The 25,811-nt window shown below is 43.4% G+C and carries 21 protein-coding genes and 1 pseudogene; 14 read left to right on the forward strand and 8 right to left on the reverse strand.

Features of this window, described 5'->3' with window-relative positions; genetic code table 11:
* Nucleotides 1-105 precede the first annotated feature (105 nt).
* Nucleotides 106-1,188 carry an OmpW/AlkL family protein gene (locus tag H4I94_RS07190; RefSeq protein ID WP_261182568.1) on the reverse strand — a complete coding sequence of 361 codons (1,083 nt, stop codon included), beginning with the start codon at nt 1,186-1,188 and terminating at the stop codon, nt 106-108.
* A gap of 420 nt (nt 1,189-1,608) precedes the next feature.
* Here H4I94_RS07190 and H4I94_RS07195 point away from each other — a divergent pair, with 420 nt between their 5' ends.
* Nucleotides 1,609-1,788, forward strand: coding sequence for a hypothetical protein (locus tag H4I94_RS07195; RefSeq protein WP_092818580.1), 180 nt, complete (start codon nt 1,609-1,611; stop codon nt 1,786-1,788).
* 77 nt (nt 1,789-1,865) lie between these two features.
* On the opposite strand, the gene H4I94_RS07200 is transcribed toward H4I94_RS07195, so the two are convergent.
* Both H4I94_RS07200 and H4I94_RS07205 read right to left on the reverse strand, forming a co-directional pair.
* On the reverse strand, nt 1,866-3,323 hold the full coding sequence (locus tag H4I94_RS07200) for a sensor domain-containing diguanylate cyclase (protein ID WP_131273372.1): 1,458 nt from the start codon (nt 3,321-3,323) through the stop codon (nt 1,866-1,868).
* Nucleotides 3,324-3,507: 184 nt separating this feature from the next.
* The gene (locus H4I94_RS07205) at nt 3,508-4,296 is read right to left on the reverse strand and encodes a hypothetical protein (protein WP_261182593.1); all 789 of its coding nucleotides are present in this window, start codon (nt 4,294-4,296) and stop codon (nt 3,508-3,510) included.
* Between the two features lie 182 nt (nt 4,297-4,478).
* On the opposite strand from H4I94_RS07205, the gene uvrB reads away from it, so the two are divergent.
* The 5 genes from uvrB (at nt 4,479) to H4I94_RS07230 (ending at nt 10,582) form a co-directional block, all read left to right on the forward strand.
* Nucleotides 4,479-6,503: an excinuclease ABC subunit UvrB gene (uvrB, locus tag H4I94_RS07210; protein WP_261182569.1), complete on the forward strand. Its 2,025-nt coding sequence runs from the start codon at nt 4,479-4,481 to the stop codon at nt 6,501-6,503.
* Between the two features lie 117 nt (nt 6,504-6,620).
* Nucleotides 6,621-7,208 carry a lipocalin family protein gene (locus H4I94_RS07215; RefSeq protein WP_261182570.1) on the forward strand — a complete coding sequence of 196 codons (588 nt, stop codon included), beginning with the start codon at nt 6,621-6,623 and terminating at the stop codon, nt 7,206-7,208.
* A 147-nt stretch (nt 7,209-7,355) separates the two neighbouring features.
* Nucleotides 7,356-8,285, forward strand: coding sequence for an EamA family transporter RarD (gene rarD, locus H4I94_RS07220; RefSeq protein WP_261182571.1), 930 nt, complete (start codon nt 7,356-7,358; stop codon nt 8,283-8,285).
* 269 nt (nt 8,286-8,554) lie between these two features.
* Complete coding sequence (locus tag H4I94_RS07225) at nt 8,555-10,012, forward strand: glyceraldehyde-3-phosphate dehydrogenase (protein WP_261182572.1); 1,458 nt, start codon at nt 8,555-8,557, stop codon at nt 10,010-10,012.
* A 189-nt stretch (nt 10,013-10,201) separates the two neighbouring features.
* Nucleotides 10,202-10,582: a winged helix-turn-helix transcriptional regulator gene (locus H4I94_RS07230; protein WP_261182573.1), complete on the forward strand. Its 381-nt coding sequence runs from the start codon at nt 10,202-10,204 to the stop codon at nt 10,580-10,582.
* Between the two features lie 211 nt (nt 10,583-10,793).
* Here H4I94_RS07230 and H4I94_RS07235 read toward each other — a convergent pair whose 3' ends face one another.
* Nucleotides 10,794-11,987 (reverse strand): MFS transporter, encoded by a 1,194-nt coding sequence (locus H4I94_RS07235; protein ID WP_261182575.1) that lies wholly within the window; start codon nt 11,985-11,987, stop codon nt 10,794-10,796.
* A gap of 269 nt (nt 11,988-12,256) precedes the next feature.
* On the opposite strand from H4I94_RS07235, the gene cgtA reads away from it, so the two are divergent.
* Complete coding sequence (gene cgtA / locus H4I94_RS07240; protein ID WP_261182576.1) at nt 12,257-13,468, forward strand: Obg family GTPase CgtA; 1,212 nt, start codon at nt 12,257-12,259, stop codon at nt 13,466-13,468.
* 29 nt (nt 13,469-13,497) lie between these two features.
* Nucleotides 13,498-14,631 carry a glutamate 5-kinase gene (gene proB / locus H4I94_RS07245; RefSeq protein WP_131273367.1) on the forward strand — a complete coding sequence of 378 codons (1,134 nt, stop codon included), beginning with the start codon at nt 13,498-13,500 and terminating at the stop codon, nt 14,629-14,631.
* 60 nt (nt 14,632-14,691) lie between these two features.
* Here the strand turns inward: proB and H4I94_RS07250 are convergent, their stop codons facing one another.
* Complete coding sequence (locus H4I94_RS07250) at nt 14,692-15,288, reverse strand: phosphatase PAP2 family protein (RefSeq protein WP_261182580.1); 597 nt, start codon at nt 15,286-15,288, stop codon at nt 14,692-14,694.
* Between the two features lie 158 nt (nt 15,289-15,446).
* On the reverse strand, nt 15,447-16,151 hold the full coding sequence (locus tag H4I94_RS07255) for an SIMPL domain-containing protein (protein ID WP_261182582.1): 705 nt from the start codon (nt 16,149-16,151) through the stop codon (nt 15,447-15,449).
* A 488-nt stretch (nt 16,152-16,639) separates the two neighbouring features.
* Between H4I94_RS07255 and H4I94_RS07260 the strand changes: the two genes are divergently transcribed.
* The 6 genes from H4I94_RS07260 (at nt 16,640) to pstB (ending at nt 25,241) form a co-directional block, all read left to right on the forward strand.
* The gene (locus tag H4I94_RS07260) at nt 16,640-18,013 is read left to right on the forward strand and encodes a diaminobutyrate--2-oxoglutarate transaminase (protein ID WP_261182583.1); all 1,374 of its coding nucleotides are present in this window, start codon (nt 16,640-16,642) and stop codon (nt 18,011-18,013) included.
* Nucleotides 18,014-18,016: 3 nt separating this feature from the next.
* On the forward strand, nt 18,017-19,549 hold the full coding sequence (locus H4I94_RS07265) for a pyridoxal phosphate-dependent decarboxylase family protein (protein WP_131273363.1): 1,533 nt from the start codon (nt 18,017-18,019) through the stop codon (nt 19,547-19,549).
* Between the two features lie 858 nt (nt 19,550-20,407).
* Nucleotides 20,408-21,433, forward strand: coding sequence for a substrate-binding domain-containing protein (locus tag H4I94_RS07270; protein WP_092818565.1), 1,026 nt, complete (start codon nt 20,408-20,410; stop codon nt 21,431-21,433).
* A gap of 99 nt (nt 21,434-21,532) precedes the next feature.
* A complete protein-coding gene (gene pstC / locus H4I94_RS07275; RefSeq protein WP_092818564.1) occupies nt 21,533-22,912 on the forward strand; it encodes a phosphate ABC transporter permease subunit PstC in 1,380 nt (459 codons plus the stop codon).
* Nucleotides 22,909-24,300, forward strand: a complete 1,392-nt coding sequence (gene pstA / locus H4I94_RS07280; protein WP_261182586.1) for a phosphate ABC transporter permease PstA — start codon at nt 22,909-22,911, stop codon at nt 24,298-24,300. The genes pstC and pstA overlap by 4 nt, the downstream gene beginning before the upstream one ends.
* A 14-nt stretch (nt 24,301-24,314) precedes the next feature.
* Nucleotides 24,315-25,241: a phosphate ABC transporter ATP-binding protein PstB gene (pstB, locus tag H4I94_RS07285; protein WP_092818562.1), complete on the forward strand. Its 927-nt coding sequence runs from the start codon at nt 24,315-24,317 to the stop codon at nt 25,239-25,241.
* A gap of 52 nt (nt 25,242-25,293) precedes the next feature.
* On the opposite strand, the pseudogene H4I94_RS07290 reads toward pstB, so the two are convergent.
* Both H4I94_RS07290 and H4I94_RS07295 read right to left on the reverse strand, forming a co-directional pair.
* A pseudogene (locus H4I94_RS07290) lies at nt 25,294-25,413 on the reverse strand (IS4 family transposase); the annotation flags it as partial.
* Nucleotides 25,414-25,435: 22 nt separating this feature from the next.
* Nucleotides 25,436-25,811: transposase (locus H4I94_RS07295; RefSeq protein WP_261182587.1), on the reverse strand; the 376-nt coding region annotated here is incomplete at its 5' end.

Here is a 25,811-nt window from a genome sequence, read left to right on the forward strand (position 1 = left end):
GGACGAGGCGATTAAATTAAATTTCAACAAAAGATAAAATTAAGTTATAGAAAGGTTTATAAAAATGAAAAGACGACATAACGCCGTCTTTTAATGATTGAAAACTTAGAAACGCATACCGATCCCTGCATAAGCAAGTATCGGGTTGACTTCAATATCCGCTTTGGAGGTAATTAATGTCCCTAATTTTTCATCAGATACCGTAATCGTGGTTTCATTTTTAAGATGAGCATAAGATATAGATCCCACAGCAAACCAGCGCTCATTAAAATCATAGGTGAAACCGACAGTCGCAATTGGGGCAATAGCATCGGTTGCTTCCAGGTCGACTTTAGGATTGGCTAGACTCGGTTTGCCTTCCAGTGAGGCTCCGGCATTGCCCTGTTTGATATTGGCAATCATATGACCGGCTGCAATCAAGTCCTGTTCCGTACGCGGGTTGATTTCCAACTCATTAAAATAAGCATACATCAGACCTACACCCACATAAGGGCGGAATTTATTGACTCCGGTTTTACCAAAGTGATACTGGAACTCAAAGGCAGGCGTCCAGGCACGTGCTGAAGCCGCGGGTCCATGAGCTTCCAGGTCGGTAATAAAAATATCATTTTTCAGGTCAATATTGAGGAACTCTAAAGGCAAGTTGCCAATTTGCGGTGTTGCCACAGCAGAGAAAGGTGCATAAATTTTTCCTTTACCCTGTAAGTCAACTTTGGGCGGAATACCTGCTTTCATTTCAAAGGACACATTATCGGTAAAGAAATAATTGGTCATGATCCCCAAGGTAGTAACATCATCAGCCTCAAGACCCGTACCCGGATTATCCCATTGCTCTAACCCATAAATCTGTGAGCTGCCACTGAGTTCGCTTCCCAGCTGACCTCCGGTAAAAAAGCCTAAACCTCTTAAAACGGTGGCCAGTGCAGCCTGATTGACCTCGGGATTCAGATTGTTGAGTACGGTATCAACCTGAATATCGCCATTCTTGGCCACTTCACCGTTTTTAACAGCCGTATTCACCTGAAAGGGCTGGGCTTTACCTTGAGGCATGACATGTAGTGCTCCCACAGAAACAGAAAAGCGTTTAAAGCCATCGCCATCTTTTAAACTGAAATAGGGGGAATCGGCATAGCTCACAGCAGGTAGGGCAGCAAGAGACGACATCATATAAAGGAATGTTTTTTTCATTCAGGGACTCCATGTCCATTTTGCGATTATTCATTTTTTTTCGTTCACTTTTCTTATTCTATATTTAGAGAAAAATCACTTTGTTACTAAAAAATATTAATCGGGTAGTATTCATGTAAAAAAATAGCTATTTTGTTTCAATAACATGTGGAAAAATAATTTTATGTAACACGTTATTTTGATTAATAGAAAAAAATTCTTGAGCTTAAAAAGAGCCAAAAATTAATATGATATTTATATTTTTTTAATGCATTTCTGGGGTGAATATAAGGTTCTGACCTGATCAATGAACAGGCCGGTGTGGTTAAAAACCGATCATCTTCAGCAAACTCCAGGGTTTGCAAGCTGAGTAAAAATCCTGTCTCGCACTGAGAGGCATTTTTCCGTACAATATGTCGTAGAAATCCTTGAGTGAATCACATGAGCACCCAAAATACGCCCAAGAAAAAACCCTTGGTTAATTTACCTTTCCCGATTAAAAAGGTCGATGAAAATTCTTCCGATGAAGTCTTTGAAGATTTACGCCCTAAACCGCAGCGCTATGCTGATCGTACCTGGATGCCACCACGTGGTACACGCCGTTCCATGGGCAAGCGTTAAATTCTTCATATAGAAATAAAAAAGCCATGGTCAGACCATGGCTTTTTTATTGCCGTATAACCCGGGGGGTGGAACCTTTAACTCGAGCTGGAAAGCTGGCTTCGTCTATCATTGTTCTGATAGTAATTCTTTTTCTGGTGATACATCTCCAGGTCAGCACGCTTCAGCATATCTTCAATCCGTTCGTGCTCCAAATTTGTCGCATGACCTATAGACAGGCTGATCGGCTGATTGGCGTAAAATTGATTGTCCACCAGCAAAAGTTCATGCAGGCTTTGCAGGCAGTTTTGCAAGGCTGCTTCATCTGCACCCGGTAAAAGGACTACAAACTCGTCTCCGCCAATGCGTGAAGCCGAATAGGGCGTATGCTGGATCAACTGGTTCAGGATGTTGCCTATACGCCGCAAGACGCCGTCACCAGCATCGTGTCCCTGACTGTCATTCAGGGTTTTCAGCCCGTTTAAATCTATAAAAATACATGAGATTGGACGTAATAGATTGCGTTCAAGCCGGTTCAGTTCTGCCACATAAAAAGAACGGTTGCACAGTTTGGTGAGTACATCGTGTTTGCCTAAATATTCAAGATAATGTTCAGCCTTTTTACGCGCGGTAATATCAGTCAGGGCAACCTGTACAATGCTCCAGTCATCCAGATAATCTGGAAATACGGTAAATTGCAGCAGCACATGGCGAATGCTGCCATCAATTGCGTAATTGACCGCTTCACGTTGATGATGCAGATGACCATTCCACAGTTCAATCAATTGTTCCCGAAAAGTCCGAACCATTTCCTCGGCAAAAACGATATGAATATTTTTTAATAAAATATCTTTGCTTGGAGCACCAAACAAATCGAGTGTGGCTTGATTGACATCAATAACTTTAATTTCCTTGATGCATTCAATGACAAATTCATTATGTACATCCAGAAAAGTTGGAAAATCCTCAATGCCTAATTTACGTAATTGATCCAGTTTAATTTTAATACGGCTGAAATCTTCGATCCAAAGCGAGGTCGGAGAATAGGTAAAGCGCGCCTCTGCCATATGGCGGCTTCGTTCTTCCATACGGCAGGCTTCGGTGTAAGGCGTGATGTCTTCAGTGGTAATTAAGACTAAGGATAAATCCTGTTCATGTTGAGGCAATACAAGGCCTTTGAGCTGGATATCCAGGCGCTTTCCAGTCAAGGTATAGTTTACTGCGGGATTGGAAAAACGGGTTTCACCATTCCACAATGCAACAAGTTCGTGAATATGGGTTTTTGTCATGTCTTCCTTAAAGACTGACGCCAGGTTTTGAGATAAATGTTCAAAGTTATTGGCCTGATAAAGCTCAAGGGTCTTAGAATTCACTTTTAATAATTTAATTTTTTTTGCGCATTCAAGAATGCGCGATTCATCTTCTTGCAGGAAACTGAACAGGTCTTGCACGCCCTGATTACGCCAGAGGTCAAATTGTTTTTTGATTTTACTATAGTCCTCCAGCCACATGGCAACGGGAGACAGTTCAAAAAAAGGGGAGTCCAGCATATCCATTCAAGATGCTCGTCATTTTTATGGTCATTTAAGTATGAAGTATATGCTTAAAAAAATTATTTTAAAATCATGTGATAAGCAAAATAATATTTATCTTTAATGAGAGCTGTGTCGCAAAATAAAAAAGTAAGACGAATAAAAAAAGCCAATTCAGGAATTGGCTTTGATTCGCTGAAACTAACAATTAACGCGGTTTTCTGCGGGCTTTATTTTCTGGCTTGGGTGGAGAGATTTCACGTTCACCTTGCCAGACATCCATAAAGTCTTTTTCATTGATATTGTAGAGTTCAAGCAAGGCTAGAATGACTCCGCCAAACATCATGGAACCTTCAGAATGGTTTTGCCAGTCAAAAATCTTGCCGTTTAATACATGCAAAATGTCTGAAATTTCAAAATTTCGGTCCCGGCCATTACTGTCGGTTGGGTACATTTGAGTATTTAAAATAATTCGGGCAGCACTTTTTTCATTTTCTGACAAATCTAAAGTGGTAGTAATATCTTCATCTGGAGAGGAGAAAATAACCTCATCGGTAAATACCGTTCTAAGAAAATGACGGGTCAGTTTGGGTAAGGCTCTTTCTACAAAAGGGCGGAAAGAAATGGGGAAAATCACATTATGGGAAATGCCCTTGAACATTGGCGCAATTTCTTCGGTTTTATAGCCGGCAATCCCGCAACCCACCGAGGTAATGAAATAGGTCATTTTCGGATGGTTTTTGGTATAAATCTTGAAGTCATCAATATAGTGCTGAATTTGCGACAAGGGCATTTGCTGCAAATGCTCGTTCATGGTCGGAATGGCATAACTTTGACCGGCCCAGCCACGACCTACGCCTTGCACTGCACCAAAATGTTGTAGGGCGGTACGCGCAGCCCCATCTGCATGGTTTCCTGCCATGTTGCTGCCAAAAACAAAAACGGTATCTTCCGGTAAATTTTTGACAATACTTTCGTCATGGTAATGGTAAGTCATAGGCTTTATTGTGATCAGGATGCTTTGTTTCATGTTGCTATTGAATGCGCATGCGGTCAAGACAAAAATGTTGGAATTTTCTTGATATAAGTCCCTCAGTAAATATCGGAACATTGATGTTGAATGTTGAGTTTTAACCCTCATATTATTGAAACTGTATTTAAGTATAGAAGCTGAATAATATGTCGGATAGTCATCAACCTTTTGAATTAGTGACCAGCTATCAGCCTGCGGGTGATCAGCCACAAGCCATTGAAAAATTGGTCAAGGGCATTCAAAAAGGCTATCACGACCAGTTGCTGCTTGGAGTAACCGGTTCAGGTAAAACCTATACCATGGCCAATGTGATTTCCCAGTTGCAGCGTCCCACCATTGTGATGGCACATAACAAGACTCTGGCTGCGCAGCTGTATGGCGAGTTCAAGTCATTTTTCCCCAATAATGCGGTTGAATACTTCGTCAGTTATTACGACTATTATCAGCCGGAAGCTTATGTGCCATCTTCCGATACCTTCATTGAAAAAGACTCGGCCATTAATGACCATATTGACCAGATGCGTCTTTCAGCGACCCGGGCATTATTAGAACGCCGGGATGCCATTATTGTGGCTTCCGTTTCGGCCATTTATGGTCTGGGTGATCCGAATGCCTATATGAGCATGTTGCTGCATATTGTGCAGGGGGACCGGATCAGCCGTGATGACATTATTCGCCGTCTGGTAGAAATGCAATATACCCGTAACGAGCTGGAATTCTTGCGCGGTACTTACCGTATCCGTGGTGAAATTATTGATATTTTCCCGGCCGAGTCGGATCAGGATGCGATTCGTATCGAGCTGTTTGATGATGAAGTCGATTCGATTCGCTGGTTTGACCCTTTAACCGGAAAAATGGTGCGTAAAGTTCCGCGCGTCACCATTTATCCTAAAAGTCATTATGTTACTCCGAAAGATAACTTGCAGCGCGCCATTGGTACCATCCGCGAAGAACTTCAGGAACGTTTAGGTTTCTTTAGGGCCAATGACAAATTACTGGAAGCACAGCGCATTGAACAGCGTACTCGCTATGACCTGGAAATGATGCAGCAGTTGGGCTATACCAACGGCATCGAAAACTATTCACGGCATTTATCCGGCCGTCCGGCAGGCGAAGCGCCACCGACATTGTTTGACTATATTCCCGATGATGCCTTGCTGATTATTGATGAATCGCATGTTACGGTGCCGCAGATTGGTGCCATGTATAAGGGTGACCGTTCGCGTAAAGAGAATCTGGTCAATTATGGTTTCCGTTTGCCAAGTGCGCTGGATAACCGTCCGATGCAGTTTGAAGAATGGGAACGGATTATTCCCTCCACGATTTATGTCAGTGCCACACCGGCAAAATATGAGCTGGAAAAAGCGCAGCAGATTGCCGAGCAGGTGGTTCGTCCAACCGGACTGGTCGATCCTGAAATCGAAATTCGTCCCGTGCTGACCCAGGTGGATGATGTGCTGTCGGAAATCAATATCCGTAAGGAACTGGATGAGCGTGTTCTGGTGACGACTTTGACCAAGCGGATGGCAGAAGATTTAACTTCGTATTTAAAAGAATACGGGGTCAAGGTGGCTTATCTGCATTCAGATATCGATACCGTGGAGCGGACCAAGATTATCCATGAGCTGCGTAGCGGTGTGCATGATGTGCTGGTCGGTATTAACCTGCTGCGGGAAGGTCTGGATATGCCAGAAGTATCGCTTGTGGCCATTCTGGATGCTGACAAAGAAGGCTTCCTGCGCTCGGAGCGTTCATTGATCCAGACCATTGGTCGTGCTGCACGTAACGTGAAAGGTAAAGCAATTTTGTATGCCGACCGGATTACGGACTCTATGCAGAAAGCCATTGATGAAACCGAACGCCGCCGTGCCAAACAGATCGAATTTAATGAACTGCATGGCATTACACCGCGCAGCACCAAGCGTCAAAACAGCCAGGATATTGATACCGGTGAAGTGCTGACTGATGACCAGATGGACGAGAAGATTTCGGATCAGGCCCGTGCCTTGAGTGCCGATGAACGCCACATTCTGGCAGACCCTAAATTGCTGGCAAAGCATTTGTCCAAACTGGAAAAAGAGATGCTCAAAGCCTCGAAGGAACTGCAGTTTGAACAGGCAGCGCGACTACGGGATGAGATTGTACGCCTGAAGGCACAGATGCTCAGTTAGTTGGATGATTTTTATTGCAAAATAATTACATAACGCTACAGTATGATTTGGTGGGAGTCGTTATTTTTAAATGCGTAAGCACTTTAAGAATTTAAAAAATTGACTGAAGGTACTTTTATGACAAGCAATAATCTTCCAAAAGCAGGCTATACACTGGCTAAAATTGCCGTGGGTGGAGCGGTGTTGGTGGGTTTGGGCATGGTGACAATGGCATATGCACAAACCAAGCCACTGCAAACGGTGGAAAGGGTTGAGCTGGATAAATATCTGGGTGTCTGGTATGAAGTTGCCCGTAAGCCTTTATATTTTCAAAATAAGTGTGATCGTGATGTCACTGCGACCTATACCCTGAACGAGAACGGTAATGTAGTCGTAGATAACCGCTGCTATACCAAAGAGGGTAAACTCACCCAGTCAATTGGAGAGGCATTTATTCAAAATGCACCTTTCAATAGCAAATTAAAAGTTAGTTTCCTGCCTGAAGCGATTCGCTGGTTGCCTTTCGGTCGCGGTGATTATTGGGTACTTAAACTTGATGAAAACTATCAGACTGTATTGGTGGGTGAGCCACGCCGCAAATATATGTGGGTATTGTCCCGTAGCCCACAACCCGATCAGGCAGTCGTCAACGAGTATTTAGAATATGCCAAGACTCTGGGCTATGATCTGGGTGATGTGATTCATACCAAGCAAACGATCAAATAAAATACCCAATATTTTAACAAAAGTTTAAAACCATGCTTAGGCATGGTTTTTTATTTGTTAAGATAGCGCCGGTTTTAAAGTTGAATGATCCAGTATTTTGGATGGGTTCGCACCATCATGAAATGAATAATCTCCCTGAGGTAAAAGATGTATAAAGGCTTGGCTTTGTCAGTATTGGCATCTGTTACTTTTGGGGTACTGTATTTTTATACGCAATTTTTAAAACCTTTGGACAGCGAACAGACTTTTGCCTGGCGCATGCTGGCCACGCTGCCTTTTCTAACCCTGTTTATGTGGTGGTCGGGTGATTTGCAGCATATCTCCCAGATTTTCAAGCGCATTGTTCAAAAGCCGGTATTTCTGATCTGGCTGATTTTTAGTTCCCTGCTTTGTACTACACAATTGTGGCTGTTTCTGTGGGGCCCCATGAATGGTCGTGGCTTGCAGGTTTCACTGGGTTATTTCCTGTTGCCTTTGGTGATGGTGCTGATCGGTTGTGTACTTTATAAGGAAAAACTGTCGAAATGGCAGTTGGCTGCCGTAATATTGGCCATGCTAGGGGTAGGGCATGAAATCTGGCGTATCGGCAGTATCGCCTGGGAAACCGTTTATGTCGCTTTGGCTTATCCCTTATATTTCTTTTTGCGCCGTGCCTTTAAAACGGATCATTTAGGCGGTTTCTGGTGGGATTTATGCCTCATTTTACCGGTCGCTTTTTACTTGGGCTTTATGTATAGCGATAGTCTGAGTTTAATGGCTCATTTTCCACATTTAATTATGGCCGTGATTGGCCTGGGTTTTTTAAGTGCGTTGGGACTGGGCAGTTATATGCTGGCCAGCCGTTATTTGCCCTTTGTGATTTTCGGGTTGCTGAGTTATCTCGAACCCGTACTTTTGGCCTTCGCTTCTATTGTGCTGGGGGAACGGGTGGAGACTGGTGAATGGCTGACTTATATTCCCATCTGGATTGCGGTTTTATTGCTGGTTATTGAAGGCACACTTCATATCTTTAAGCAAAAACGTAAACAACAGGCGCTGAATCAAAATGTGGAAAACTATCAGGATCGCTTGAAATAGGCTGCATTCGGTAAGCTGGGTGAAAACTCAGCTTGTTTGATTAAGCAACATTTAACAAAAAAGTATAGTTTTTGTGTTTAGACAGCTTTCTGATCTTTTAACAGTAAAATCATGAAAATAATTACAACTATTTTATAAATTTATAGTGAATATATCGTAAAAAGCACGTTGAACATTCAGCTTTTGATTCAAAGTTGCCGATAATTCCTTTACAATTGTCGGGTTTTGAAATTTATGCCTAGATATACAATTAATTAGAGGACGTAGCTGTGAGCAAAGACACTATCATCGCCCTACATGCAGAGCACCAAGGTCGCTGGAAAAACCGTGAAGAAATCGCGGAACGTATGATTGCCCTGATTGGTCAATTATATCGTGAAAAAAATATCGTGACTTCTGTATACGGTCGTTCTTTAGTTAACCGTTCAGTAATCCAGATTTTAAAAGCGCATCGCCGTACACGTGTTATGGATGTTGAGCTTTCAGTCGTTAACACTTTCCCGATTTTAGAAGCTTTAGCTAAAATTGAAAATATTGGTTCAGCAGAAATTGATCTAGGTAAACTTGCTGTTGAATTCAAGGAAAAAGGCGGCGATGTAGACGCTTTTGTTGCTGATGCAGTGAAATCTTTAGCAGGTAATGCGAAGGCTGTAGAAGGCAAAGATGTTGTTCTTTACGGTTTTGGTCGTATCGGCCGTATCCTGGCTCGTTTAATCATTGGCCAGTCTGGTTTGGGTCGTGGTTTAAATCTTAAAGCAATCGTGGTGCGTAAATCATCTGATGGCGATTTGGAAAAACGTGCTTCATTACTGCGCCGTGACTCTATCCACGGTCCGTTCCAAGGTACAATTTCAGTTGATGAAGAAAACGAAGCTATTATTGCAAACGGTAACTTCATAAAAGTGATCTATGCGTCTAGCCCATCTGAAGTAGATTACACTGCTTACGGTATTGAAAATGCATTAGTGATTGATAACACTGGTAAATGGCGTGATGCAGAAGGTCTTGCTCAACATCTTCAATGCCCGGGCGCTGCACGTGTAATCTTGACTGCACCTGGTAAAGGTGACATGAAGAACGTTGTATTTGGTGTGAACCAAGCTGATATTCTTGATGAAGATACCATCATCTCTGCAGCAAGCTGTACAACTAACGCAATCACTCCAACACTTAAAGTGTTAGAAGACAAATACAAAGTGCTGAATGGTCATGTTGAAACAGTTCACTCGTTCACAAACGACCAGAACCTGATCGACAACTACCATAAAGCTGACCGTCGTGGCCGTGCTGCAACATTGAACATGGTTATTACGGAAACAGGTGCTGCTAAAGCGGTTGCTAAAGCACTTCCTGCGCTTAAAGGCAAGTTAACTGGTAACTCTGTACGCGTTCCTACACCAAACGTTTCATTGGCTATTCTTAACTTGACCCTTGAGAAAGAAGTAGATCGTGAAGAAGTGAACGAATACATTCGTCAAATCTCAATCAACTCAAACCTTCAAGGTCAAATCGGTTATACCAACTCAACTGAAGTGGTATCTTCTGACTTTATCGGTTCACGTACTGCAGGTGTATTTGATGCGCAAGCAACAATCACTTCAGGCAACCGTTTAACTTGCTACGTTTGGTACGATAACGAAGTAGGTTATAGCTGCCAGGTATTGCGTATTGCAGAACAAATGGGCGGCGGAAGCTATCCAAAAATTCCTGCTGAAACAAATGCATAATTTGTAAAGCAGAATTAAAAAAGAGTCTCAATTGAGGCTCTTTTTTTATGGCGGTTAATTATTGAAAGGGATATTTGAGCGATTCAATATAAACTCGTCAACAAACTTGCTGCTGAAATATTATTCTGTTAACTTACAAAGAGTAAGTACATTAAAATTAGTAAGTAATAAGAATATTGAGAGGACGCTATGACAAATTATGCGATTAGCCCTGTATTGGGTCAGGTCTTATCCACAGAATGTCCATCACGTGAAATATTGGAACATCTCGCGAATAAATGGTCAGTATTGGTTCTGCGTTGTTTAAGTGATGGGGTGCACCGTTTTAGCGAGCTGAAACAGCGCATTGAAGGGGTGAGTGAAAAAATGCTGTCACAAACGCTGAAAATGCTGGAACAGGATGGTTTTATTCTGCGCACGGTCTATCCGGTGGTGCCACCCAAGGTGGAATATCAATTGACCATTTTAGGTTCGCAAGCTGCAGAAAAAATGAACTATCTGATTGGCTGGATTGAAAAAAATTTGCCTGAGATTTTGCATAATCAGCAACGTATCAATACGACTCCTTAAGTTGAATGCGTGAAAAGCCTGACCTGGAATGGGGCTTTGCGCAACAATTCTGTCATTCTGTACGGGTCAAGTTACACGATTCTTAATCACTAAGAATGACTGCAATATAGCGATCATGGGTCTAGGTTGTTCGAATTAAGTTATTCGAATTAGACAGTTAAGGTTTAAATAAATCAGGAATAAATTTTTTAATTTATTCCTTTTTAAAAAATTAAGCCTTCTGCATCCGCTTAAAATCAAAACGGTCAATCAGCAAAATTCCAATTGAAAAGCCCAAGCCAAGCGCGACACAGCCCATCCATCCAAAGTGTTCCCATGCATATACTGCACCCAGCGAACCCAAAGCTGCACCCGAAAAATAGATGGTCATATAGACTGCATTAATCCGTGAACGTGCTTTCAGGTCAATCCGGTAAACCAGATTTTGGTTCAGTACATGAAAGGCGGTAAGGCCAAAATAACTCATCAAAACCCCAAGCGCATAAACCCAGATATTTTGCTGGGCAAAGAACAGGGGAATGCATGAAAACAGCATCAGGAAAATACACAGTTTTGCGACCAGGTTTTCCTTGCCTTGCCCCACGGTTTTTCCTGACCAGCTAGACGAATAAATCCCGATAACACCGAGCAAGCCAAACAGGCCAATTTCAAAATCATCAAAGTCGTAAGGTGCATTGCCGAGGACAAAGGTCATCGAGGTAAAGACCATTGACAAGATGCCAAAGCCCAAGGCACCGGCACAGGCACGACGGATTAAATGCGGATTGCTTCGGGCAAGTACAAACAGTGAACGGTAAATACTGCCGACGGTTAAGCCGGTTTGAGGCTGTGTATTGGGCAGCTTTTTCCACATCACTATTGCGAACAGCAGGGTGATGATGCCACTAGATAAATACACACCTTCCCAGGACCAGTAAGTCGAAACAAAACCGGCGAAAGTCCGTGACAGGATAATCCCCATCACCAAACCGCTCATGAGTTTTCCGACCGTTGCAGCACTCGATTCGGGTGGACTGATTGTTGAAGCAAAGGGAATCAGAACCTGGGCTGAAATTGCCCCAAAGGTGGCACACAGGGTGAAAAGATATAAGGTGCTGAGATTCGTGCTGAATGACAGCAGAATTTGCGAGAGGGCGGCAAATACCATCAGGCTGACCACAAGCTTGCGTTTATTCAGGAAATCGCCTAAAGGCACCAACAGCATCAAGCCAAGCACATAGCCAATTTGGGCAAGCACCACGGTTAGGCCAGCCTGACTGGTGCTAATTCTCAAACTTTTTTCAATCGAATAAATCAGCGGCTGATTGAAATAAGCCGAACCGGCACATAAACCGCAGGCGATTGCCATAAGCAATACAAATTGTGATGACAACGGGCGGACCGTTTCAGGTTTTGGCAAAGGCATGATCAGGACTCAAACAACGCTGCATGCACTATAAGGAGAGTTGTTCAGATTCTGAAATAAGTAAAATCAATCATGTGATCATTAATTTATATTATGGGGCGGAAAATAATGGCTTTGCAAAAAGATCGGACAGCATCAGCTTTTCGACGCATGTTTATAAAATAAGACTGAATTCAGTCATCTTCATAAAGAGCTGAATAAATATATTCGAGAAATGCTTTAAAATATGGCAGAATGTGGGGTTTTAAAGTTTTTAGAGGATTGGCAGCATGCGCTTTGTTGATGAAGCAGTCATTACCGTAGAGGCTGGCGACGGTGGCAATGGCGTAGCCAGTTTTCGCCGTGAAAAGTTCGTACCATTTGGTGGTCCAGATGGTGGTGACGGTGGTCGTGGCGGTAGCATTTATATTCAGGCCGACGACGACACCAGTACCCTTGTAGATTATCGTTATACACGTAAATTCCGTGCAGAACGTGCAAAAAATGGTCGCGGTGCAAACTGTGCAGGCCGTGGCGGTGAAGACACCGTATTACTGGTTCCGGTTGGAACCACCATTGTCGATACAGAATCTGGCGATATTATCGGTGACCTGATTGCGGATGGTCAGCGTGTATTGGTGGCAGCCGGCGGTGAGGGTGGTTTAGGGAATACACACTTTAAATCTTCGACCAACCGTTCACCACGTAAATGTACCCACGGTGCCAAAGGTGAATTCCGTGAAGTGCGTTTAGAACTTAAAGTATTGGCGGATGTTGGCTTGCTCGGGATGCCTAACGCAGGTAAATCGACCTTTATTCGTGCAGTTTCTGCCGCAAAACCAAAAGTTGCAGACTATCCATTTACCACCATGGTGCCGAATCTGGGCGTGGTAGATGCCGACCGTCACCGTTCATTCGTGATGGCCGATATTCCTGGGCTGATTGAAGGTGCATCTGAAGGTGCGGGTCTGGGTATTCGTTTCCTTAAGCATCTGGCACGTACCCGTATCTTGTTGCACATTGTCGATGTGCAGCCGATTGACGGTTCGGACCCGGCGTACAATGCCAAAGCAATTTTGAATGAGTTGAAAAAATTCTCCCCAACGCTTTCTAAATTGCCAGTGGTACTGGTGCTGAACAAGGTTGACCAGCTACCTGAAGAGACGCGTGAAGAATGGTGTAACCATCTTCTTGAAGAGATGCAGTGGACAGGTCCGGTATTCAAGACTTCGGGCTTAATGTCTGAAGGGACCAAAGAAGTTGTGTATTACCTGATGGATGAAATCGAGAAACAGCGTGAACTCGAAGCTGAAGATCCGGAATATGCAGCACAAGTAAAAGCATTCCGTGACCAGCTTGAAGCTGAAACACGTGAACAAACCATCGCTGCAAAAGAAGCGTATCGTGAGATGCGTCGTCAGCAACGTCTTGCCGGTATTCTTGGTGATGACGAAGATGATGAAGATGGCGAAGATGAAGCAGAGTCGTATTACGTACGTTAAGCTCTGAAATATGAGTAACTGAGGACAAGATGATAGAAGTGGTAGATGGGCAACGTCAGCTCAAGGCTTGTAAACGAATCGTTGTTAAAATCGGATCATCTTTACTTACAGCAAACGGAACAGGCTTAGATCTGGATGCGATTTCGCATTGGGCGAAACAGATTGCAGATCTGCACAATGCAGGGCATGAGATTATTCTGGTGTCTTCCGGAGCTGTGGCTGAAGGTATGGTTCGAATGAAACTTGAGAATCGACCCACCGATCTACCCAGTCTTCAGGCCTGTGCTGCCATTGGTCAAATGGGTCTGATTCAAACCTGGTCGAGTGTATTGGAAAACCATTCCATTCAAACGGCGCAGGTTTTATTAACCCATGATGACCTGGCAGACCGCCGTCGCTATCTCAATTCATGTGATGCCTTGCAGCACCTGATTGACTGGCATGTAATTCCGGTGATCAATGAAAATGACACGGTTTCGACCGATGAAATTCGCTTTGGTGATAACGATACCCTGGCCGCGATGGTCGCCGGACAGGTACATGCCGATTTGCTGATTATCCTGACCGATCAGCAAGGCATGTTTGACTCCGACCCGCGTTCTAATCCAAATGCCAAACTGTTCCATACCGTGCGTGCATTGGATGAAAGCCTGTTCGATATGGCAGGCGGTGGCGGCAAATTTGGTCGTGGCGGTATGCTGACCAAAGTCCGTGCGGCGCGTCTGGCGGCAAAATCGGGTTGTCCAACCCTGATTGCCAGCGGTGAAAGCGATAATGTCCTGGCGCGTTTAATGTCTGGTGAATTGCTGGGAACCTTGTTTATTACCGACAATGACCGCATTACCGCACATCAGCAATGGCTGGCGGCACATTTACAAACAGCGGGTCGTCTGGTGCTGGATGATGGTGCAGTCAAAGCGATTAAAGACAATCACCGCAGCTTGCTCCCTGTCGGGGTAAAAGCGGTGGAAGGTCACTTTGAACGTGGTGATGTGGTGGAGTGTGTGGACCAAGAGGGGCATCGCATTGCTGTCGGTCGCGTCAACTTCAGTTCGCGTTCCGCTGAAATTGTCAAAGGTCTGGCATCGGATAAGGTGCATCAGGTGTTAGGTGAAGCACGTTCACTTGAAATGATTCACCGTAACCATATGGCGATCTATTAAGTTTTATAGATTCAAAAAATCCCGCTTTAGAGCGGGATTTTTTATATATTTTTTAATTGCTTATTTAATTAAACCACGTTGAATTAGTGCGCTAAATAATTTTTCATAGAGGAACATGACCCGACACATCAGTTTTGTTTGGTAATGATTCCATAATTTTAAACCAGTAAAATTCACAGCCCACGACAAAATAAAGGCACCGGCCATATCAACCGGGAAATGCACACCTACATAAATCCGTGACCATGCCACCAGCCAGGCGACTGCCAGCAAAAACCTGCCAATATCCCGTCGCGCCGAAAAATAATAGGCAAATGCAATACTGCTAAAAATGGTCATGTGATTGCTGGGGAATGAACCTGTTGCTTCGTGTGCAATTAAAGTCTGACCGACATGCATCACAAAAGGACGTGGGGTATTGAACAGGTAAGATGCTACTTCACTGATTGAGAGAGCGACGCAGCAAAAGATAAAGGCTTTTAGAATCAGGGCTTTTGAATTTTGATGACCATAAAACCAAAACAAGGCAAAGCAGGTAATTAGCAGATAGACTAAATCATGGGCGACAAAAGTGGCAAAGTGCATCATCAATGGGGAAGCCTGTTCAGGCACGTTCAGGATGCTAAACAGATCAAGATTTAAACTTTCAAGGGACATGGGACAGTGAGGAGAAATAAAAGCTGAAAGATAGGATGATTTTACAAAAAAATAAAATGAAACCTTCGACAGGATTGTCGCTATATTGTTCCAAATCGCCCATTTAACTCATTAAAAAACCGTGTATGCACACGGTTTTTATTTAAATCATCATTTAATTATTTAAACTGAATTGAACCATTGGCATTGACTGTAATTTTTGATTCACCAGCAGCAACATTTTGCGCATCTGCGGCTTCAGCACCGGCAAATTTCGCCATATTGGCACGCATCATCACCGGTTGTGGGTAATAGTTATTGGTATTCAGGTTGAGGTTCACCAGATTATAACTGGATTTATTCCATGCTGAAGTCAACATTTGTGCACGTTGCTGGAAGTTTTTCGAGGCTTCCACTATCAATTCATTTTCCACTTTTTTACGCTTTGCATCGGAAACGGTAAATTCAATCGACTGGGTCTGGAAATCTTGCTGCAATTCGCTAATTAACTGGCTGACGGCTTTAAAGTCGGTACTTTCTAAACGAATTTCAGCCCGACCACGCCATTCTTTCAATTTCTGGCTGTCATTGTCATACACAGGATAAGTGCTCTGCGTACCCGTTTCGACTTTTACTTGCGGATATTTTTTCGAGGCTGCAATGGCTTGGTTCATGAGCTGTGTGATGAGTGCAGAAAGTTCAGCTGGCTGTTTCTTGCTTCTTTCAATATATAAAACCGCATGCATTTCATCATTGGAAATCTGGCGCGTTGCCTCAGCTTGTACGTTGACTAAATTATAGTTCAGTGGTTCTGCCTGCTGAGCAAAGGCAGCGGTTGAAAGCAGGCTGGCAAATACCAGGGAGGGGAGAGTTAAATATCGCATTATTTTTACCTATTTTTTTGTAAAGAAAAGTTCAGCCTCTGATAGGCATGGTATCGCTACTTCATGAGGATTTTTTGTAGACTTTGTGTCAAGATTGTAAATGATTTCATTTCTATTTCATTTCTTTCATCAAGAATGACTTCTCAAGAAAACATTTAAAAATTATATACTTAATTTTATAAAAATTAAGCGATTACGTTAATTCAATCTTTTGCATAAAAAAAGTATAAAAATAAGGTTTTCTTTAGTCTGTCACACTGTAAGATGATAATTCAATCTAAGATTTGGCTTGATATATTTTTTTGATCGGTTTTGGACAGATAAAGTCATAAAACTTGTTTATTTTATTGAAAAATTCTGTATCATCCGCCGTTTAGTTATGATGTATAAATCAAGTCGTCAAACTAGATTCTATAAAGCACCGAGTCAAAGGACCACAAGTCACCCGACTTATTTCTTTCAACCCATATCAGAGATGGTAATTCGATATGAGCGTTTCTTCTGTAAATCCTGCCACTAAGTCTACTAACGAATACTATTTGACTCGCCAAAGCCAGATGGAATCCAATGTTCGTAGCTATCCACGCAAATTGCCGTTAGCGATAGCAAAAGCCTTAGGTTGTTGGGTTACTGATGTTGAAGGTACAGAGTACCTCGATTGTTTAGCTGGGGCAGGAACATTGGCTTTAGGCCATAATCATCCTGCGGTAATTCAAAGTATTCAGGACACTCTAGCGAGTGGTTTGCCATTACATACTTTAGATTTAACGACACCTTTAAAAGATGCATTTACTGAAGCATTACTTGAACAACTTCCTGGTGGGAAGGAAGAGTATTGCCTGCAGTTCTGTGGCCCGTCTGGTGCAGACGGTACAGAAGCAGCGATTAAATTAGCAAAAACCTATACCGGTCGTAGCTCGGTGATCAGCTTCTCAGGTGGCTATCACGGTATGACACACGGTTCTTTGGCCATGACGGGTAACCTGTCTGCGAAGAATGCAGTCAATGGCTTGATGCCAGGTGTACAGTTTATGCCATATCCGCATGAATACCGTTGCCCGTTAGGCATTGGCGGTGAAGCGGGTGTTGATGCCTTGACTTATTATTTCGAAAACTTCATTGAAGATGTAGAAAGCGGCGTAACCAAGCCGGCAGCTGTGATTCTTGAAGCGATTCAAGGTGAAGGCGGTGTGGTTACAGCACCGGTTAAATGGTTGAAGAAAATCCGTGAAGTGACTGAAAAACACAATATCGTGTTGATTCTTGACGAAGTTCAAGCAGGCTTTGGACGTTCAGGCAAAATGTTTGCCTTTGAACATGCGGGTATTGAACCTGACGTGGTGGTGATGTCTAAAGCAGTCGGTGGTAGCTTGCCGCTTGCAGTACTGGGTATTAAACGCAAATTTGATGCCTGGCAGCCAGCAGGTCACACCGGTACTTTCCGTGGTAACCAATTGGCGATGGGTACAGGTCTTGCAACGATCAAAACCATCAAAGAACAAAATCTTGCACAAAATGCGCAAGAGCGTGGTGATTTCCTGCAAGCTGAATTGAAAAAATTGGCAGTGGAATTCCCATGTATCGGTAACGTGCGTGGCCGTGGTCTGATGATCGGTATCGAGATTGTTGACGAACGCCAAAAAGCAGATCACATGGGTTCATTACCGGGTGATTCTCAATTGGCTGCTGCTATTCAGGCTGCATGTTTCGACAACAAGCTGTTGCTTGAGAAAGGTGGCCGTAACGGTACAGTGATCCGTTTACTTTGCCCGCTTATCATCACGCAAGACGAATGTGTTGAAGTGATTGCCCGCTTTAAGAAAGCAATCGCTGAAGCGCTTGTTGCAGTTCGAGGTGCTTAAGGCATGGTAGATTTTGCAGAACACCGTAAAGCGTTATTCTGCAATGATGCAGGTTCTATTGCTGACTATCAGTCAGCAATGGACGAAGCGGTAAAAGCCGTTTCTGCATGGTTGCAAAACGACAAAATGTACACCGGCGGCAGCATTAAAGAGCTGCGCAGTGCGATTGCATTTCATCCTTCAAAAGAAGGCATGGGTCTACATAAGTCGCTTGAACGTATGGTTGAGCTTTTCTTAAATAAAAGCCTGAAAGTACATCATCCGCACTCGTTAGCACATTTGCATTGCCCAACCATGGTGGCGAGCCAGATTGCAGAAGTATTGATTAACGCAACCAACCAGTCTATGGACTCATGGGATCAAAGCCCGGCCGGTTCATTGATGGAAGTGCAGTTGATTGACTGGCTGCGTCAAAAAGTCGGTTATGGCTCAGGTCAGGCAGGTGTATTCACCTCTGGCGGTACCCAGTCGAACCTGATGGGTGTGCTGCTTGCGCGTGATGCCTGCATCTCGAAAAACTGGAAAGACGAAAACGGCAATCCGTGGTCTGTTCAGCGCGATGGTATTCCTGCGGATGCTATGCGTAATGTCAAAGTCATCTGTTCTGAAAATGCACACTTCTCTGTGCAAAAGAACATGGCGATGATGGGCATGGGCTTCCAGTCTGTAGTCACTGTTCCTGTGAACGAAAATGCACAGATGGATGTAGACGCACTGGAAAAAACCATGGCTCACCTTCAGGCTGAAGGCAAGATCGTGGCATGTGTGGTTGCAACTGCGGGCACGACCGATGCGGGTGCGATTGATCCACTCAAACAGATTCGTGAAATCACCAACAAATACGGCGCTTGGATGCACATTGACGCAGCTTGGGGTGGTGCACTGATTCTGTCGAATGACTATCGTTCATTGCTTGATGGTATTGAGCTGTCTGATTCCGTGACACTGGATTTCCACAAACATTATTTCCAGACCATTTCATGTGGCGCGTTCCTGTTGAAAGACGAAGCCAACTACCGTTTCATGCATTACGAAGCTGAGTACTTGAACTCTGCTTATGATGAAGAACATGGTGTGCCGAACCTGGTGTCCAAGTCATTACAAACGACTCGTCGTTTTGACGCGTTGAAACTCTGGATGACGGTAGAAGCATTGGGTGAAGAGCTTTACGGTTCCATGATCGATCATGGCGTGAAACTGACCCGTGATGTTGCTGATTACATCAAAGCGACTGACGGTTTAGAGCTTCTGGTTGAACCGCAATTTGCTTCGGTCTTGTTCCGTGTAGTACCGGCAGGCTACCCAGTAGAATTGTTGGATACACTAAACCAGAATGTTGCGGACGAACTGTTTGCACGTGGTGAAGCGAACATTGGTGTAACTAAAGTGGGTCAGGTTCAATCCTTGAAAATGACTACTTTAAGCCCGGTGGCGACTTTAGAAAACGTGAAGAACCTGCTTGCACTGGTGCTTGCAGAAGCGGATCGTATCAAAGGTCCAATCGCTGACGGTACATATACGCCGGCAATTGATTAATCGATTGTCTGCGTGAAAGGAGGAGGCCACACGGTCTCCTTTTTTTGTGCTTAAGATTGTACAACCTCATTTGATTTATGCGGCATCAATCATATTGTGTGGGTTGAGTCTTAATTTTCAGGGATGAGGAATATATTCCGTAAGACAAACAAAAATCCTTTTCGTTACTGAAGGAATATTCTTCCTTCTTAATGCCGCGGTGACATCCATGTCAAATGATCCGATTGAGAGATGTGGTTTAAAATTTTTGCTTTAAATTCGAGCTGCAACCTATAGGCTAAAACCTTTCAGATACCAGTATTCTGCAAGCAAGTCCGAGTCATGTTCTTTAAAAACCATGTGAACGGGTCAATCAGGATTAAAATTTTTAATTGTTTTACTGTTTATGGTCATATCACTGTCATTATTTATTTTTGACTATATGACAAAGCTATGTTCTATGAAATTTCAAAGATTTGGACCAGTGCTGGAAAAAAAGAGCAGTGTAAATCTGAGAGAGCGGAGTGAAAGCCTGATACAGATAGAAAAGAAATCCAGGAATAGAAGATTTTTATTGTTTGATCATAGAATAAACACCCTGCAAGTAGAAAAAGAAGCATGAGAAAATGACAGATTTAAGAATTATTACAAATTTACAGTTAAAAATAATCCCTGAATAATATTTCTGATGGATTTTTAGTTATTGAATTTAAAAGGTATTTTTAAGGATTCTACAAAAGAAAGGAATTATCATAAAAGCGTCACAATGCTGTAACTTGATTGTCATATTCTAAAATCAAAATGCAATCATCGAAATAAGTACAAAACTTTATAAAAAGTAGCGTACTTCAAAATTGCATCTATTGAAGAGAGAAAAGAATGCGCTTAAACCATATCGCACTTGCTTTAGCAGTTTCAGGGGCAGCTGTAGCAACAACCGCAAATGCAGCTCGTGACACCATCCAGATTGCTGGTTCTTCGACTGTTTTGCCATACGCGAGTATTGTAGCAGAAGAATTTGGTAATACTTTCCCGCAATTTAAAGCACCGGTTGTTGGTTCTGGTGGTACATCTGGCGGTTTAAAACAATTTTGTCAGGGTGTAGGTGACAATACCATCGACATCGCCAACGCATCTCGTAAAATCAAAGATACTGAATTGGCGGCATGTAAAAAAGCTGGCGTAAACCAGGTGATTGAAATTAAAGTGGGTTATGACGGTATTGTATTTGCGTCTAACTCAAAGAAAGCAGCTTATAAACTGCGTCCACAACATGTATTTGCTGCATTGGCAGCAGAGTTGCCTTCACAAGGTAAACTGGTTCCAAACCCTTATACACGCTGGAACCAAATTGACAAGGCACTTCCAAATGAACCAATTACTTTAGTAATTCCGGCTTCTAACCACGGTACACGTGAAGTGTTCCAGGAAAAAATGGTTGAGGCAGGTTGCGAATCTTATGCATATTTCAAAAATTTAGACAAAGATGCACAGAAGAAAGCATGTTCGACTTTCCGTAAAGATGGCAAAGTCATCGAAATTTCTGGTGATTACACTGAAACACTGGCACGTTTAAAAACTTCTCCAAGTGCGGTAGGCGTGTTTGGTTTAGGTTTCTATGATCAAAACCGTGACAAATTGCGTGTTGCTACAGTAAACAATGTGACTCCATCAGAGAAAACCATTCTGAATGGTTCTTATCCGGTATCACGTCCATTGTACTTCTACGTGAAAGGTGAGCACCTTAAATCAATCAAAGGCTTACAACAGTATTCTGAGTACTTCCTGAATAAGAAAGTTTCAGGTAAAGGTTCTAAACTGGAAAAAGCGGGTCTGATTTCTATGTCAGATAAAGAACGTGCCAAAATTCTTGCAAATTTGAAAGCCGGTAAAGCGGTTAAGTAATTAGGTTGAATGAGCTGACGGTAGAATTATTTCTACCTTCGGCTTTTTTGCATAGACAAGTTTTTCAAAGCATGAAAATTGAAAAATGCTGGAGAATACATGAATCTGCTACTTATGGGTGTGTTATTGGCATTGATCGCCATCGCCTATCAAATCGGGTTATCGAAAAGCCGTAACCTAGCAGGTAAGGGAAATAACACTGCAAAACTACACTCTCGTCCTGGCTATTATGGGGCGCTGGTGGCTTTATGGTGTGGTATCCCTGCTTTTTTAATTTTACTGGTTTGGAATATTGTCGAACCGAATATTCTGCGTCATGTGGTGTTAAATAATGTGCCTGCAAATGTTGCAGCCACATTGGATCGTGCAGGCATAGAAGTGCTCATTGATCGTGTTCAAGCGATTGCCTCAGGTTTCGGGGTGAGTGATCAAGCTGCGGCCTATGAAATTGCAGCGGCACAGCAACTCGCAAAAATTGAAACCATTAGTTCCTTTGCCAAATTGGCTTTGGTGATCTGTGCCGCCCTGGTGGGTCTGGTGATGGCCAAAAAGCGCATTGCCCAGCAATATCGTGCCCGTAACCAGGTTGAAAAAATCATTAATTGGGGCTTGGCGCTATGCTCTGGTGTGGCAATCCTAACCACCATCGGCATTGTGCTTTCAATGTTTAGCGAAGCCATGCGCTTCTTCCATTTTGTAAGTCCGATCGATTTCTTTTTTGGTACGGAATGGAATCCTGGGTTTAGTACTTCCGGAAATGCAGAGGGCAGTTATGGCCTGGTGCCATTAATCTGGGGAACCCTCATGGTGAGCGGAATCGCCTTATTGGTTGCGGTTCCTGTTGGACTGATGATTGCCATCTATCTGGCTGAATATGCACCATCAGGTTTTCGTGCCTGGGCCAAACCTGCCATTGAAGTTTTAGCCGGTATTCCAACCATTGTATATGGCGTGTTTGCATTGATGGTCATTGGCCCATTTTTCAAGTTGCTTGGCGAAAGCATTGGACTGCACATTAATGCAACCAGTGCCTTAACTGCCGGTTTTGTTATGGGCATCATGATTATTCCGTTCGTGTCGTCACTGTCGGATGACATTATTACCCAGGTACCACGTGCACTACGCGACGGTTCATTAGGTTTAGGTGCAACCAAATCTGAAACCATTCGTCAGGTAGTCCTGCCGGCTGCACTGCCGGGTATTATTGGCGCATTCCTACTTGCTGCTTCACGTGCAATTGGTGAAACCATGATTGTGGTTCTGGCAGCAGGGAACAGTCCATTACTGCATGTCAATCCGCTAGAAGCCGTATCTACAGTCACCATTACCATTGTGAACCAGTTAACCGGCGATACCGACTTTGCCAGTCCGCAAGCTTTGGTTGCCTTTGCATTAGGTCTAACGCTGTTTGTGATTACGTTAGGTTTAAACATTGTTGCACTGTATATCGTGCGTAAATATCGCGAGCAATACGAATGAGTACATCAAATACATCTTCTATGGGTCAAAGCCTTGACCCACAGGCTGCAGCTGAATTACGCGAAAAACGTAAACAGAAAATTGCCAGTTCTTTAGCGAAACGTCATCGTAAAGAAAAGACATTCCGTATTATGGGCTTTTCTGCAGTTGTGACAGGTCTGTTCTTTGTGGTGCTTTTATTCGGAAGTATTTTAGCGAAAGGCTTGCCTGCCTTCTGGCAAAACAGTATTTCTGTACCGGTCTATTTCGATCCGGCCATCATTCAGGTAGGGGCCAAACCTACCCCGAAAGAGGGTGAATCTCCAGCCCAGTTTGAAGAGCGTATCATTGCCTGGCAAACCGAAATGGGCATGGTGGATTGGGATGCACTGATCGTCAATGGCATTATTGCAAAAGACCCTTCAAGTGCATCAAAGCGTGATGAGTTATCCGGTTTGTATACCAGTTCAGAAGCCTATCGCCTGCGTGATATGGTCCTGGCTGATCCAACACTGATTGGCAAAAAAGAAGAGATCAAGATTCTGGCCGATGCCAATGTCGACGTATGGCTAGCAGGTAATATTGACCGCAGTTTACCTGATGACCAGCAACAGCTGAGTCCTGAAACTCGCCAGCTTGCCGATGATTTAAAAGCCAAAGGTGTGATTGAAAATACTTTCAATACCAATATCTTTACTACGCCTGACTCACGCAGTTCACCTGCAACTTCCGGTCTTGCGGGTGCATTCATGGGCTCATTGTTCATGATGCTGATCGTGATTTTTATCTCGATTCCGATAGGTGTGGCATCAGCCATTTATCTTGAAGAATTTGCACCTAAAAACTGGATTACCGATGTTGTTGAAGTGAATATCAATAACCTGGCAGCCGTTCCTTCGATTGTCTTCGGTTTGCTCGGTGCCGCGATTTTTATTGGCTGGATGCATTTGCCTCTTTCTGCACCGTTGGTCGGTGGTCTGGTTCTGAGCCTGATGACCTTGCCAACTGTAATTATTACCACTCGTGCATCACTAAAAGCCGTGCCACCATCGATTCGTCAGGCGGCATTGGGTTTAGGCGCTTCCCGTGTACAAACGGTATTTCATCATGTGTTGCCGTTGGCACTGCCGGGTATTTTAACCGGTGCCATTATTGGGGTAGCACAAGCACTCGGTGAAACCGCACCCTTACTTCTGATTGGGATGAGCGCATTCGTGGCCAGTGTGCCAACATCGCCACTCGATCAATCCACTGCATTACCGGTACAAATTTTCTTATGGCAGGGTAATGAATTGCGTAACTTCTTTGAAGGACGTACTGCTGCCGCAATTATTGTCTTACTGGCGCTGATGGTTGGATTAAACAGCCTTGCCATCTGGTTACGTAAGAAATTTGAAGTACGCTGGTAAGGTGAGGACAATATATGAATACTGTAACAGATATGACACAAGCAAATTCCTTAGAACAGGATGAATCCGTGAATCCAGAACAGAAACAGTTTACAGCTCCTGAAGTCGATCAAAAACATCCTGGTACTTCATTTGTTTCTCAATTCGATACTCATGCTTCAACGAAAAAAGAAAATGAAACGTCGAATGTTAAGATAAGTACTTCAGATGTCCATGTTTACTATGGCGAAGCAGAAGCCATTAAAGGTATTGACATCAATATCTATGAAAATGAAGTGATTGCCTTTATTGGTCCATCGGGATGTGGCAAGTCAACCTTCCTGCGTACCTTAAACCGTATGAACGACACCATTGATTCATGTCGCGTGACCGGTAAGGTGATGTTGGATAATCAGGATATCTATGACCCGAATCTGGACGTGGTTTTACTGCGTGCACAAGTTGGTATGGTATTCCAGAAACCGAACCCATTCCCGAAATCGATTTTTGATAACGTGGCATATGGCCCTAAACTGCATGGTTTGGCGCGCGATAAATATGATCTGGAAGAAATTGTGGAAAATAGCCTGCATAAAGCGGGGCTGTGGAATGAAGTCAAAGACCGTTTGAACCAGCCGGGTACAGGTCTTTCGGGTGGTCAGCAGCAACGTTTGTGTATTGCGCGTACCATTGCGGTCAGTCCGGAAGTCATTCTGATGGATGAACCATGTTCGGCGCTGGATCCGATTGCAACGGCCAAAATTGAAGAACTGATTTCAGAGCTTTCAACCCAATATACCATTGCGATTGTAACTCACTCGATGCAACAGGCTGCGCGTGTATCTGACCGTACTGCCTATTTCCATTTAGGTGACTTGATTGAAGTCAATTCAACTGAAAAAGTCTTTACCCAGCCAGACCATCAATTGACTGAAGCCTATATTACCGGTCGTTTTGGTTAATCTGAACACCAAATTTAAAAAGAGCCGTAAGGCCACTGCTGTCCCACAAATATCACAAGAAGAACCTCAATTGAGGTTCTTCTTGTTTTCGCCATTTTTTATCAGGCACAAAGAGTGACCTTAAAAGTTTCCTTTCAAATAAATTGACCTGAATAATTCGCAATAAACGCTGAANCACTGCTGTCCCACAAATATCACAAGAAGAACCTCAATTGAGGTTCTTCTTGTTTTCGCCATTTTTTATCAGGCACAAAGAGTGACCTTAAAAGTTTCCTTTCAAATAAATTGACCTGAATAATTCGCAATAAACGCTGAATACTCCATTCTTCTTGTGCCATGTGTTTAGCGAAGTTCACCAGCAAATAGGCGATTAATGCAATCCATATTTGCGTTTGTATCGCATTGCGGCTTCGACCTAGAAATGACTTCAGTTTTAAATTCTGCTTGATGGCTTTAAAGAATAACTCAATCTTCCAGCGGTCTTTATAAATTGCAGCAATGGTGGATGCTGCCAGATGAAAGTTGTTGCTCAGAAATTCGAATGTTCTTTTCTTATCTGTATCATAAAAC

The organism is Acinetobacter sp. T_3_1, from assembly GCF_025377055.1.
In the GTDB taxonomy this organism is placed as follows: Bacteria; Pseudomonadota; Gammaproteobacteria; order Pseudomonadales; family Moraxellaceae; genus Acinetobacter; species Acinetobacter kookii.